The sequence below is a fragment of the Xanthomonas sp. DAR 80977 genome (genome assembly GCF_041240605.1).
Taxonomy (GTDB): Bacteria; Pseudomonadota; Gammaproteobacteria; order Xanthomonadales; family Xanthomonadaceae; genus Xanthomonas_A; species Xanthomonas_A bundabergensis.
The window spans coordinates 1,604,943-1,617,618 of sequence record NZ_CP162487.1; the positions used below are offsets into that span (position 1 = coordinate 1,604,943).

At 67.7% G+C, this 12,676-nt stretch carries 9 protein-coding genes; 2 read left to right on the plus strand and 7 right to left on the minus strand.

Annotated elements, in window-relative coordinates; translation table 11 throughout:
• Positions 1 to 26 precede the first annotated feature (26 nt).
• The 3 genes from AB3X10_RS06730 to AB3X10_RS06740 form a co-directional block, all read right to left on the minus strand.
• Positions 27 to 506: a hotdog fold domain-containing protein gene (locus tag AB3X10_RS06730; RefSeq protein ID WP_369980153.1), complete on the minus strand. Its 480-nt coding sequence runs from the start codon at positions 504 to 506 to the stop codon at positions 27 to 29.
• Positions 507 to 575: 69 nt separating this feature from the next.
• Entirely contained in the window at positions 576 to 3,056 is a 2,481-nt protein-coding gene (locus AB3X10_RS06735) for an acyl-CoA dehydrogenase (protein ID WP_369980155.1), read from the minus strand.
• Positions 3,053 to 3,973 carry an alpha/beta fold hydrolase gene (locus tag AB3X10_RS06740; protein WP_369980157.1) on the minus strand — a complete coding sequence of 307 codons (921 nt, stop codon included), beginning with the start codon at positions 3,971 to 3,973 and terminating at the stop codon, positions 3,053 to 3,055. Before AB3X10_RS06740 ends, AB3X10_RS06735 begins: the two co-directional genes overlap by 4 nt.
• Before the next feature lie 139 nt (positions 3,974 to 4,112).
• Here AB3X10_RS06740 and AB3X10_RS06745 point away from each other — a divergent pair, with 139 nt between their 5' ends.
• Positions 4,113 to 4,724 (plus strand): TetR/AcrR family transcriptional regulator, encoded by a 612-nt coding sequence (locus AB3X10_RS06745; protein WP_145702034.1) that lies wholly within the window; start codon positions 4,113 to 4,115, stop codon positions 4,722 to 4,724.
• 4 nt (positions 4,725 to 4,728) lie between these two features.
• Complete coding sequence (locus AB3X10_RS06750) at positions 4,729 to 6,021, plus strand: aspartyl/asparaginyl beta-hydroxylase domain-containing protein (RefSeq protein ID WP_369980159.1); 1,293 nt, start codon at positions 4,729 to 4,731, stop codon at positions 6,019 to 6,021.
• 57 nt (positions 6,022 to 6,078) lie between these two features.
• Here the strand turns inward: AB3X10_RS06750 and AB3X10_RS06755 are convergent, their stop codons facing one another.
• From AB3X10_RS06755 to AB3X10_RS06770, 4 genes are all read right to left on the minus strand, one after another.
• Positions 6,079 to 6,645 carry a 2OG-Fe(II) oxygenase family protein gene (locus AB3X10_RS06755; RefSeq protein WP_369980161.1) on the minus strand — a complete coding sequence of 189 codons (567 nt, stop codon included), beginning with the start codon at positions 6,643 to 6,645 and terminating at the stop codon, positions 6,079 to 6,081.
• Positions 6,642 to 8,489 (minus strand): tetratricopeptide repeat-containing sulfotransferase family protein, encoded by a 1,848-nt coding sequence (locus AB3X10_RS06760; protein WP_369980163.1) that lies wholly within the window; start codon positions 8,487 to 8,489, stop codon positions 6,642 to 6,644. Before AB3X10_RS06760 ends, AB3X10_RS06755 begins: the two co-directional genes overlap by 4 nt.
• Positions 8,490 to 8,567: 78 nt before the next feature.
• A complete protein-coding gene (locus AB3X10_RS06765) occupies positions 8,568 to 11,450 on the minus strand; it encodes a TonB-dependent receptor plug domain-containing protein (RefSeq protein WP_369980165.1) in 2,883 nt (960 codons plus the stop codon).
• 244 nt (positions 11,451 to 11,694) lie between these two features.
• A complete protein-coding gene (locus AB3X10_RS06770) occupies positions 11,695 to 12,561 on the minus strand; it encodes a hypothetical protein (RefSeq protein ID WP_369980167.1) in 867 nt (288 codons plus the stop codon).
• Positions 12,562 to 12,676: the final 115 nt, after the last annotated feature.

Below are 12,676 nucleotides of genomic sequence, written 5' to 3' on the forward strand. Positions count from 1 at the left end.
CTGCACGCCGGCATCGCGGTGCCGCGTCAGCCGTTCGCCGCCTTCGCGCGCGGCGACACCCACATGGCGATGCTGGCGAAGAACACCACCTGTTCGCGCGCGTCGCGGATCTCCACGCTGACCGGCAGCTCGTAGCCGCTGTCGGCGGCCACGATCGCCACGTCCGGCGTCGCCACCGCGTGCATCGTGCCGCTGGCCTTGCTGCGGTATTCGACGCGCATGCCTTTGGGAATCCAGCGCATCGACGGCGGCAGGCTGGCATCGACCATGACCCCGCCAGCCAGCTCGGCCAGGTTGCACAGCGCGATCGCATGCACGGTGCCGAGGTGGTTGCTGACCCGCCGCCGGTGCGCGATGCGCGCCTCGCAGCGGCCCGGCTGCAGCACGGTGATGCGCGGGGCGATGCTGGCGAAATAGGGCGCCTTGAAGCACACGGCGCGGGAAAACAGCCATTGCCCGGCCGGCCAGCGCTGCATGCGTCGATAGAGCGACAGCAGTTTGCTCATGGTGCGTGCCTCAAATGAAGACGGCGGACCGAAGTCCGCCGTCGTGATGAGCGTATTGCCGAGTGGGTCTCAGGCCGCTTCGCGCGAATGGTCGTCGCCGGCCGTGGCGCGGTGGTAGTAGCTGGCCGAACGCAGCTCGTCGGCGTCGAAGTCGTCCACGCTGATCGTGTCCATGGTGATCTCGCGCAGTTCCTCCAGCTGGCGGCGCTCGTCGGCCGACAGCACGCCTTCGCGCACCGCCTCGTCCAGCTGCGAGGCGAAGTCCAGCGCCTCGATGCCCTTGCTCTTGAGCGCCTTCAGGAACTTGCGCTCGACCGGCTCGGCCAGCACCGCCTTGGTCAGGTAGCTGGCGATGCGCCCGCCCGGGTTGTTCTCGCACGGGGTCAGGAACACGCCCTGGCCGAGACGGTCGCGGGCTTCGTTCGGGGTCATCAGCAGCGCGGCGACGCGGTGGCCCAGGCGGTCGCCCGGGGCTTCGGCGCGGCGGCCCCACGGGAAGATCAGCGCCCACATCAGCCAGCCCACCGGGCGGATCGGGAAGTTGCGCAGCGCCGCCGACAGCGCCAGCTCGATCTTGTGCACGCTGTCGTGGAACGCCCAGGCCAGCAGCGGCTGGTCGGTCGCCGGCGCGCCGTCGTCGTGGTAGCGCTTGAGCATCGCGCTGGTCATGTAGATGTGGCTCAGCACGTCGCCCAGGCGCCCGGACAGCGATTCCTTGAACTTCAGCTTGCCGCCGAGCATCAGCATCGACACGTCGGCCATCAGCGCCAGGTTCGCCGAGTAGCGGTCCAGCTTGCGGAAGAAGCGGCGGGTGTAGGCGTCGCCGGGGGCGGCGCCGATGCGCGCGGCGGTCAGGCCGAACCACAGCGAGCGCACCGCGTTGGAGATCGCGAAGCCGATATGGCCGAACAGGTTGCGGTCGAACTCGTCGACGCCGGCCTTGTGGTCCGGATTGCCGGCGGCCTTCATCTCCTTCATCACCCACGGATGGCACAGGATCGCGCCCTGGCCGAAGATCAGCAGGCTGCGGGTCATGATGTTGGCGCCTTCCACGGTGATCGCGATCGGCGCCGCCTGCCAGCTGCGGCCGGCGAAGTTGCGCGGCCCGAGGATGATGCCCTTGCCGCCGACCACGTCCATCACGTCGCTGATGACTTCGCGGCTCATCGTGGTGCAGTGGTACTTGGCGATCGCCGACGGCACCGACGGCACGTCGCCGCGGTCCACCGCCGCGGCGGTGGCCTGCGACAGCGCGCTGATCGCGTAGGCCTTGCCGCCGATCCGCGCCAGCGCCTCTTCCACGCCCTCGAAGCGGCCGACCGACAGGCCGAACTGCTTGCGGATGCGCGCATAGGCGCCGGTGACGATCGCGCCGTACTTGGCGCCGCCGCTGGCGGTGGAGGGCAGGGTGATCGAGCGGCCCACGGCCAGGCACTCGTTGAGCATGTTCCAGCCCTTGCCGACCATGTCCACGCCGCCGATCAGCTGGCTGAGCGGGATGAACACCTCGCGGCCGTGGATCGGGCCGTTCTGGAACGGCGAGTTCAGCGGGAAGTGGCGGCGGCCGATTTCCACGCCGGGGGTTTCGCGCGGCAGCAGCGCCAGGGTGATGCCGATGTCCTTGGTGTCGCCGATCAGGCCGTCCGGGTCGTACATGCGGAACGCCAGGCCGACCAGGGTCGCCACCGGCGCCAGGGTGATGTAGCGCTTGTCGAAGGTCAGCTTGACGCCGAGCACGTTGGCGCCGTTCCACTCGCCCTTGCAGACGATGCCGTAGTCGGGGATCGAGGTCGCGTCGGAGCCGGCGAACGGGCCGGTCAGGCCGAAGCACGGCACTTCCTGGCCCACCGCCAGGCGCGGCAGGTAGTAGTCCTTCTGCTCCTTGGAGCCGTAGTGCAGCAGCAGTTCGCCCGGGCCCAGCGAGTTCGGCACGCCGACGGTGGAGCTGACCACGCTCGACACCGAGGCGATCTTCTGGATCACCTTGTGATGGGCCAGCGCCGAGAAGCCCAGGCCGCCGTATTCCTTCGGGATGATCATGCCAAAGAACTTGTGCTTCTTGACGAAGCTCCACAGCTCCGGCGGCAGGTCGGCGTGGACGTGGGTGATTTCCCAGTCGTTGGTCATCCGGCACAGCTCTTCCACCGGGCCGTCGAGGAACGCCTGTTCTTCCGCGGTCAGCTGCGGCTTGGGATAGTTGAGCAGCTTCTGCCAGTCCGGATCGCCGGTGAACAGCTCGCCCTCGAACCCGACCGAGCCGGTCTCCAGCGCGATGCGTTCTGTCTGCGACAGCGGCGGCAGCACCTTGCGGAACACCTTCAGCATCGGCGCGGTGAGCAGCGGCTTGCGCACGAACGGCAGCAGCAACGGCACCGCGACCAGCGCCAACAGCACCGCGGCGACGATGGTGGCGGTATGGCTGGCGCCGAGCAGCCAGCACGCGACCAGCAGCGTGGCGCTCAGCGCGGCCCAGACGGCGAGCCGCATGCGGTGATAGGCGGCGAAGGCGCCTGCCAGCAACAACACGAGGAAGGGTGCGACGATGCTCATGGGCTTGCTCCGGGGACATGCTCGGTGACGGCGGACGGTGCGCCGGCGCTAGCCGGTGGCAGTGCGTCCAGATAATGCAACACAGTGGCGGTAAACGCGGCGTTGTCGTCGCCGGCCAGCATATGCGTGGCGTCGGGCAGGTGCGCATGCTGCGCATGCGGCACCAACGACAGGAATTCTTCGATGGTCTGCGGCGTGACCAGATCGCTGCGCCCGCCGCTGACCAGCAGCACCGGGCAATGCACCTTGCTGGCCGCCTGCGCGATCGCGGCCTGGTGCTGGTCGCTGTCGCGCGCCAGTTCTTCCACCAGGCGCGGGTCCCAGTGCCAGTACCAGCGGCCGTCGTCGTGCCGGCGCAGGACGCTGCGCAGCGCCTCGGGCGACTTGCGCGCGCGTTGCGGCAGATAGGCGGCGATGGCATCGCCGGCCTCGTCCAGGCTGGCGAAGCCGCGCGGATGCGCGGTCATGAAGGCGAGGATGCGCTCGACCCCGGCCGGCTGCCAGCGCGGGGTGATGTCGACCAGCACCATCGCGCGGAACAGGCCCGGCCAGCGCGCCTCGGCCATCAGCCCGAACAGCCCGCCCATCGAGGCGGCCACCAGCACCGGCGCCGGCGCCATCTCGCCGGCGACCACGATCAGGTCGTCGGTGAACTGCTCGCCGCGGTACGCCAGGCCGGCGGGGTTGCGCGTGGAATCGCCATGGCCGCGCGCGTCGTAGGCGACGCTGCGATAGCCGTGCGCCTGCAACGCCGCAGCGCTGGCCATCCAGGCATGCCGGGTCTGCCCGAAGCCATGCGCGAACAGCACGCTGCCCGCCTCGCCGCTGTCCATGACGGTCGCGGCCAGCCGCATCTCGTCCGCGCCAGCGAGCAGGGCGGAGGCGGCAGTCGGCATGCTGGAGGGAGAGGAAACCATACGAGCTAGTATGGATGAGTCGGCAGCGATGTCAATACGATGCAGTATGGAGTCGAAAAGCCAATGCTGCCGGGCATTTGCGTGCGATTCATGGAGGGCACATACTGCAATCGACTGCCCCGTATGGTTAAATCGACGGATGAACAATGCTTCCGTGTCTTCCACCGACGATGCCGCCGCTCCGGGCGGTGGCCGCAACAACCGACTGAGCGCCGAGGATTGGGCGCAGGCCGCGCTGGACCTGATCGCCGAGCAAGGCGTCAACGCGGTGGCGGTGGAACCGTTGGCGCGGCGCCTGGGCGTGACCAAGGGCAGCTTCTACTGGCATTTCCCCTCGCGCGACGCCTTGCTGCAGGCGGCGCTGGAGCGCTGGGAACTGGTCGAGCAGCAACAGGTGTTCGGCAGCCTGGAAGAGGTGCCGGATCCGCGCACCCGGTTGCGCGCGCTGTTCCAGCTGGTCGCGCACGAGGTCAAGCCGCACATCATCTACAGCGAGTTGCTGAAGGCGCTGGACCATCCGGCGGTGCGCCCGGTCATCGACCGGGTCTCGCAGCGGCGCATGGAGTACCTGATCGCCTCGTTCCGCCAGGCCGGGCTCAGCCGCACCGATGCCCAGCACCGCGCGCGCCTGGCCTATGCGGCCTATGTCGGGTTCCTGCAGCTGTCGCTGCAGCTGCACCAGCCCAAGCAGGCGCGCGAGGAATTCGAGGCCTACGTCGAACACGTCATCGTGACCCTGATCCCCGGTTGATCCGATGTTCCAGGAACTGACCCGCGCCGGCGTACACGAGGAAGTCCGCCGTCATCTCGCCCAGGGCGACTACCGCCGCGCCGATGCGCTGTGCGAACAGGTGCTGGCCACGGCGGCGGACGATACGACGCTGCGCCGCATGCACGCGGCCCTGTTGACCGAGAGCGGGCAGATCGCGCGGGCGGCGCAGGCCTGGGCCTTGCTGGCCGCCGCCGAGCCGACCCTGGAGGCCTGCAGCCGGCTGGGCATGTGCCTGGCCCGCCTGGGCGAGCATGCGCAGGCGCTGCCGGCGTTCGAGCAGGCCCTGCAGCTGTCGGCCGAGGCGTTCCTGGTCCGCCTGTGCTACGCCGAGAGCCTGGATGCGCTGGGGCGTGGCGACGATGCCTTGCCGATGTACTTCGCCGCGGTGCATGCCGCGCAGGCCAAGGGCCGCTGGCTCGACCAGCACAGCACCGCGCCGGAATTGCAGCCGCGGGTGATCGCGGCGATGGCGCGCATCGACCAGGGCCGGCACGCCTTGTTCGCGGCGGCGGTGCAGCCGCTGATCGAGCGTTTCGGCGAAGCCGCGCTGCAACGGGTGATGGCGGCGCTGCGCATCTATCTGGGGCTGCAGCCGCGTCCTGCCGACGATGGCCAGCGTCCCACCTTCCTGTATGTGCCCGACCTGGATCCTGCGCCGTATCTGGGCGCGGCGCGTTTCCCCTGGTATGCGCGGCTGCAGGGCGCCACCGAGGGCATCCGCGAGGAAGCGCGGCAGGTGCTGGCCTCGCGCCAGGCGGTGCAGCCGTTCCTGGATTTCAGCAACGGCGCCACCCCGCAGGACTATCTCAGCGCCAGGCAGGGCGATGGTGCCTGGGACGCCTATTTCTTCTACCGGCACGGCGTCGCGCATGCCGAGAACCTGCAGCGTTGCCCGGTCACCGCGGCGGCGCTGGCGCATGTGCCGTTGACCCGGATCGACCTGCACGCGCCGGAGGTGCTGTTCTCGATCCTGGCGCCCGGCACCACGATCAAGCCGCACTACGGGGTCAGCAACTCGCGCGTGGTCACCCACCTGCCGCTGATCGTGCCGCCGGACTGCGCGCTGGAGGTGGCCGGCATCGCCCATGCCTGGCAGGTCGGGCAACTGGTCACCTTCAACGACACCTGCCTGCACCAGGCCTGGAACCACAGCGACCAGGTGCGAGTGGTGATGATCCTGGACACCTGGCATCCGGACCTGGAAGAAGCCGAGACGCTGGCGCTGCGGCAACTGATCGAGACGATCGGCGCGTTCAACCTGCGCGCGGGCCTGTAGCGGGCGCGGCCGCGCGGCCGCCGCACGCGGCAGCGGCAGCGGGCCGGCACGCGCCGCTCAGCGCTTGAACATCAGGTAGGTGGACAGGATGTACTTGTCGTTGGAGACCGGCGGATTGCCGACGTGCTGGTACATCCAGTACGGCGGGAACATCAGCAGCCTGCCGGCGCGCGGCACGGTTTCCACGTCCAGGTCGCAGAAGCGCGTGGTGCCGCCCTCGGCGACGTCGTTGAGGTACCACAGGAACACCAGGTAGCGCTCGGACACCTCGTCGACCGAGTCGAAGTGCGGCTGGAAGCGGTCGCCGCCGCCGACCTGGTACTTCTTCAGGATCAGCCGGTCGATGGTGGGGCGGTAGGGGATCGGCAGGGTCAGCCCGAGGTCCTGGTTGTAGCGCGCCAGGTAGTGCTCGATCTTGTCCAGGAAGAAGCCAAGGAACGCGGGGTCGGCGAGCTTGCCGACGTCCAGTTCGGTCCAGTTGCTGTCGCTGAGCACCGCGCGGCTGTTGCTGCCGTTGCGCTGGTGATGCGCGCGCGAGGCCTCGAAGCCGTCGATCAGCTGGCGGCAGAACGCCTCCGGCAATGCGTCGTCGTAACTGCGGATGTAGTCGCTGAGCGCTTTCATGGCGCGGGCATCTCCAGGTCGTAGCCCCAGTGCGCGGCCACCGGTTGCAGGATCGGCAGCGCGCCGGCGAGCCATGGCGCGTAGGCATGCCAGCGATCGACCGCGCGCCGGTTCACCGGTTCCACCACCTGCGAGTAGCTGGGGGTGCTGATATAGCCCTTGCGCGCGGCATGCTGGCTGAAGCCGGCCAGGAATTCGGGCTGCGCGATACCGAGGAAGCCGCCGATGCGCTGCACCTGGGTCGGGAAATCGGCCACCGTCTCCTCGTACTTGAGGATCAGCAGGTCCGGCTGCAGCAGCGCCTGGTGATGGATCCAGAACCGCATCGCGTTGACGTAGCTCTTGGCCAGCCGCTCCAGGCTGGAGCACAGCACCATGAACGCCGGCGAGCGGAAGTTCTGCATGTAGCAGCTCAGCAGCACGTCGCAGGGATGGCGCAGGGCCAGGATGATCCTCGCATTCGGGAACAGGCGCATGATCATCGGCAGGCGCAGCATGTTCAGCGGATTCTTGTCGACCAGCTGCTGGCCCGGGGCCAGGGCGATGACCTTGGCGATCTCCGACCAGTACACCTGGCGCATCGCCTCCACCTGGGTCTCGTCCAGCGCGCCCAGATCGTAGGGATACTGCTTGCCCTGCGCTTCCATCCACTCGATGCAGCGCTGCAAGGTGGCGCGTTCGTCCATCGACGCGTAGCCGGGATGCGCGTCGAGCATCTGCTCGAGCATGGTGGTGCCCGAACGCGGGAAACCGACGATGAATACCGGCGAGGCGTCGCTGCCGGGCGCCGCGCGGCGCGCGTCGGCATAGCGGGCCTGCGTCTCGTCCAGCCACAGGCTGGAGACCTTCAGCGGTTCTTCGTCGGAGTAGGCGATCTCCGGCACGGTGTCGGCCGCAAGCTTGAAATGGATGGCATGCGCTTGCTCCAGCATGGCCATCGCGGCCGCGGGATGGCCTTGCTTGTCCTCGATGCCGGCAAGCGCGAAATAGGCGATGGCCTGCGCCTGGATCTGCGGCTGCAGCGCGAGCAGGCTCTCGACCGCGGCACGTGCGGCGGCATAGTCCTTGCGACGCTGCGCCAGCGACGCTTCCAGTTGCAGGATCTCCACGCGGGTTTGCCGGTCGTGCTGCTGCTGCGGCATGGAGGCCGCCTGCGCCAGCAGGGCACCGGCCTGCTCGACGCGGTTGGTGCGTTCGTGCAGCTGGGCCAGGCGGATGACGTTGGACAGCGAGGGGGCCTGCCCGGGCCGACTCTGCGTGAGCAGCGCTTCGGCCTCCTCGGTGCGGCCGACCTGGATCAGCGCGGTGGCCAGCTCCTCGCGAAGGTTGTCCGGCAACTGCGGCCAGATCGCCGGTGGCGGCAGCAACGCCGCCGCGCGCTGGGCGTCGCCGCACTCGAAGCAGGCGATGGACGCATAGATGCGCGCCTCGGCCTGGGCGGGATCCAGGTCCACGGCATCCAGAAAACGGTGGCGGGCACGGGCGATGTCGCCCTTGTCCAGCAATACCAGGCCGTAATCGACCAGGTAGTGGTAAGTCTGTGGCGCGAGCGCCAGGGCTTGCTGATAGGCGTGCTCGGCCGCGGCGTGCTCGCCGAGCGTGCGCAGGGTCAGGCCGAGGTTGGCCCAGTGCGCCGATTCGTGCGGCTGCAGGTCGGCCAAGCGCCGGTAGATGGCGGCAGCGCCCGCGGTATCGCCGGCATGCTGCAGCGACATCGCCAGCAGCGTGTTCCAGGACGGGTCGTCGGGAGCGCCGGCCAGCGCCTGGCGGCACAGGTCGGCGGCCGCGCCGGCCTGGCCTTGGTCGATCAGTTGGATGGCGTATTGCAGTTGCGGAGCGTTCATTCGGATCTGCCAATGAAAAGGGCCGCGCGAATCCTTCGCGCGGCCCTGTGTTTCAAACCAACAGCGTGATCAATTGGATCAGAAGTTCATGCTGTAGCGAGCCCACAGGTAGCGGCCCACGGTGTCGAAGCTGTTCACGTCCGTGTTCGCGTTGAGCACGTTGTTCTGGTACAGCAGCGGCGGCTGCTTGTCGAACACGTTGTCCAGGCCGACTTCCACCTTCGAATTGAACCACGGCAGCGCGTAGTTCACGCTGACGCTGTGCAGGAAGTAGGAGCCGTACGAGGTGACCACGTTCGGGAAGCCGGCGTCGGAGCTGAAGTTCTGCGACGGATCGGCGCTGCCCACGTCGAACGGACCGATGTAGCGGATGCGCCAGCTGGCGCCCAGGTCGCCCTTCTGCCAGTTGACGAACAAGCGGCCGCGAACGCGCGAGTACAGGCCGTAGGTCTTGTTGTAGGTACCTGCCACGTGGGTCACGACGCCATCCGGATCGGCCGGGTTGGTGTTGTTGTCGTAACGCGCGATGTAGGTGCCGTCCAGGCCGAAGGTGTAGCTGCCCCAGGCGGTATCCGGCAGGCGGTAGCGCAGCGCCAGATCCCAGCCCTTGGTGTCCAGGCGGCCCAGGTTGACGATCGGCTCGCGGATGAAGTTGACCTGGCCATCCGAGTAGCGGCTGATGAAGCCGCAGAACGGGCTGCTTTCGTCATTGTAGCAGATGTTGGCCACGGTCTGCGCATCGGCGCGGTTGATCGTGTCGTTCAGGTACAGGCGCCAGTAGTCCAGGCTGGCCGAGAAGCCCGGCAGCCAATCCGGGTCGTACACCACGCCCCAGTCGAACGACTTGCCCTGTTCCGGCTTCAGGTCGAAACCGGCGGCGACCGAACCCGACCACACGCCGGTGGTCTGCGACAGGCCGCTGGGGACGATGCCGGTGCCGGGAATGGCGGTCGCGCCCGAACCGGCGCCGCACGCGGCTTCGTGATTGCGGGCGGTGCCGGTGGCGCCGTAACCGATACACGGGTCGTTGAAGTTCGGCGCATCGCCGCTGGCACCGGCGTACAGGTTGTCGATGGTCGGCGCACGGAACACTTCGGCGACCGTGCCGCGCAGCAGCAGGTTCTCGATCGGACGCCATTCCAGCTGGATCTTGCTGTTGGTGGTGTTGCCGAAGGTGTTGTAGTCCGAGTAGCGCGTACCCAGGGTCAGCGCCAGCAGGTGCGCAAACGGCACTTCCGACAGCAGCGGGACGTACAGCTCGCCGTAGACTTCCTTGACGTTGTACTTGCCGCTCAGCGGGGTGCCGCAGGCTTCCTGCGAGATGAAGCAGTTGCCGTTGGCATCGGCGATGGCGATGTAGTCCACCTCGCTCTTCTGGTACTCCTCGCGCCAGGACACGCCCACCGCCAGCTGCGCGGCGCCGGCCGGCAGCGAGAACAGCTCGCCGTTGGCATTGGCTTCGAAGCTGCGCATCTGGTAGGTGGTGGAGTAGGTCGGACGCGCTTCGTAATCCTTCAGCGTCGAGATCGTCTGCGGATCGTTGATGTTGAAGATGTTGAGCGGGGTGCAGCCGGCGATCACGTTGCCGGCGCTGCCGCACTTGACCACGCCATCGGTGTCCTGGAACGACGGGCCCAGCGCGTCGCGCAGGCCGGCGTAGTACACGTAGCCGTAGCTGGTGTTCTCGCGGGTGTAGTGGCCGTAGTTCATCGCCGCGTCCCACTTCCAGGACGTGTCGCCGACGAAGCCTTCCAGGCCGGCGACGACCTGGTCGGTGACGGTGCTGTAGTACGAACGGCGCTGGCCCAGCGAGGTGAAGCGGCTCAGGAACTGGTTGTACTGGTTGCCGGCGGTGTCGGCACCGAAATCGACGCCGAACGGGTTGTAGTAGTTGTCGGCGGAGATCACCACCTTGTCGCCGCGGGCATCGAACGGCAGCGCCGCGATGGCGAAGTTCGAGCTGGTCTTGTTGTGGTAGACCTGGGCGAACGCGTTGATGCTGTCGGTGATCTGGTAGTTGGCCAGGAAGAACGCGTTGGTGCGCTCCTGCGGGGTCATGATCAGGTTGGTGGCCTGATAGTTGAACGAGTCGCGCGAGCCGGAGTAGCAGCGGTAGTCGCCCTGCGCAGCGCCGGTGGCGCCCGGGGTCAGGGTGACGGTGGGGCAGCCGCCGTACTGGCCCTGCAGCGCGGTCGGCAGGTAGATGCGGCCGCCCGGGTTGCGGCTGGAGCCGAGGATGGTCACCGATCCGCTGTACAGGTAGGTCGCGTCCTTGGAGTACTTGCGGTCGGCCGAGGAGATGCCGTCGAACTTGTTGTAGTTCAGGCCGGCCATGATGTTGCCGCGGTCGCCGACCTGGCCGAAGGTGACCGAGCCGCCATTGCGCGCGCCATCGCTCAGGTGGGTCGCCTGACCGTAGTCGACGCTGACCGCGAGGCCTTCGAAGTCCTTGCGCAGGATGAAGTTGACCACGCCGGCGACGGCGTCGGAGCCGTACACGGCCGAGGCGCCGCTGGTCAGCACTTCGATGCGCTCCACCGCGGTGGCGGGGATCGAGTTGACGTCGTTGTTGGCGACGCGGCGGCCGTTGACCAGCAGCAGCGTGCGCTCATCGCCCAGGCCGCGCAGGTCGACCGAGGACTTGCCGTCGCCGCCGCCGTTGTTGACCGCCGGGGTGGACGGCGCGCCGGACATCGCCGGCAGCTCCTGCACCAGGTCGCCCAGGGTCAGCTTGCCGGTCTGCTCGATCGCGGCGCGATCGATCACCACCACCGGGCTGGCGGTTTCGGTCTCGACGCGGGCAACGCGCGAACCGGTGACCTGGATCGTATCCAGGGTTTTGGAGGGGTCGCTGGAAGAGCTGTCCTGGGCAACGGCCGCACCCGTGCTGAGCAGGGCGGTAGTGCCAGCGGCGAGCGCGAACGTGATGGCGTCGCGCAGGCGATGGGTCTTGCAATTCATTGGCTCTCTCTCCGAATGAGATGTGGTGTCAACTGAAGGTTGTCCGGCGGTGGCGTCGAAAGGCGACGCCAAAATCCGCAGGGTGAACCGATAGTAACTTCGTCTTCGGAGAAATTAAAGAGTTGTTAATAAGATCCGTAAAAGTGTGATGGATTTATCGTTAATTTGGTTGCGCCGGACAAAAAAAAGCCCCTCGAAGGGGCGTTTTTCCGCGGAAATTCCTTTGCGAACAGGGGCTTGGGGTTTACAAGTCCTGCTCGTAGCGCACGTAGGGGATGGTGCCTTCCTCGGTGCTGATGTTGTTCGGGGCGAACGGGTTCTTGCCGCGGGTGATCACGTTTTCGGCGCCGACGGTCAGCTGTCCGCTCCACGGCGTGCGCCAGGTCAGGCCCACGCCGAGGCCTGACCACTTGCCGGGCTGGCCCGGCGCGTCGACCACGCGGCCGATGACGTTGGCGCTGAACGAGCCGTAGCCGCCGCCGATGCTCAGGCTCTTGCTGTCCCACTGGTCGACCAGCGCCTGCGAGGCGTCGGCGATCGGGACCAGGCGCGCGCGGGCATAGGTGCCGCCGATCGAGACGAAGCCCTCGCGGCCGATGTTCTGCTGCGCGAACACGGTCAGGTCGTTTTGCTCCATGCGCAGCGACGGGGTCTTGCTGGCGCCCGCCAGCCACGCCGGCATGTTCTCGCGGCCGGTGCCGGCCGACAGCGACACGCGCCCGCCGGGACGGTTGAAGGTGGTGGTCGCGGCGACGTGGTGGCCGACATCGCCGTCGTCGTCGCCGAGGCTGGCGAGCATGCAATGGCTGGCCAGCCCGCTGATGCTGCTGCCGCTGGCGCTGTTGCACAGCAGGCCGAGCGAGTCGCCGGAGGACAGGCCGAAGGCGGCATCGAGCGAATTGCGGCCGAAATGCCAGCGCGCGCCGACGGCCTGTTCGCCGGTCGGCTCCAGGTACAGCAAGGCTTCGACCTTGCCGCTGCCCTTGTTCCAGATCGGCAGCACGGTCCGGTCGTGGCCGGTGCTGGTGGCGGGCTTGCTCTGCGCATGCGCGCCCGTGGTCGCCGCAAGGGCGATCAGCAGGGCAAGTGGCAGGCGCAGGAAGGCTCGCATCAGCGGTCTATGACTCTCGGGCAGGAACTAAAGTTCCCGCCGGGCAGGGTGGATGATGCTAGTGGGTTTATGTTTCTTTAACAAGCCAGGCTCCCCGGTCCTACTGCCCGTTCCC

Bases quoted from the DNA above. Each gene is read 5' to 3' on its own strand.
- AB3X10_RS06755 (WP_369980161.1), bottom strand. From the start codon at position 6,645: ATGAAAGCGCTCAGCGACTACATCCGCAGTTACGACGACGCATTGCCG.
- AB3X10_RS06765 (WP_369980165.1), bottom strand. From the start codon at position 11,450: ATGAATTGCAAGACCCATCGCCTGCGCGACGCCATCACGTTCGCGCTC.
- AB3X10_RS06760 (WP_369980163.1), bottom strand. From the start codon at position 8,489: ATGAACGCTCCGCAACTGCAATACGCCATCCAACTGATCGACCAAGGC.
- AB3X10_RS06770 (WP_369980167.1), bottom strand. From the start codon at position 12,561: ATGCGAGCCTTCCTGCGCCTGCCACTTGCCCTGCTGATCGCCCTTGCG.
- AB3X10_RS06750 (WP_369980159.1), top strand. From the start codon at position 4,729: ATGTTCCAGGAACTGACCCGCGCCGGCGTACACGAGGAAGTCCGCCGT.
- AB3X10_RS06735 (WP_369980155.1), bottom strand. From the start codon at position 3,056: ATGAGCATCGTCGCACCCTTCCTCGTGTTGTTGCTGGCAGGCGCCTTC.
- AB3X10_RS06740 (WP_369980157.1), bottom strand. From the start codon at position 3,973: ATGGTTTCCTCTCCCTCCAGCATGCCGACTGCCGCCTCCGCCCTGCTC.
- AB3X10_RS06745 (WP_145702034.1), top strand. From the start codon at position 4,113: ATGAACAATGCTTCCGTGTCTTCCACCGACGATGCCGCCGCTCCGGGC.
- AB3X10_RS06730 (WP_369980153.1), bottom strand. From the start codon at position 506: ATGAGCAAACTGCTGTCGCTCTATCGACGCATGCAGCGCTGGCCGGCC.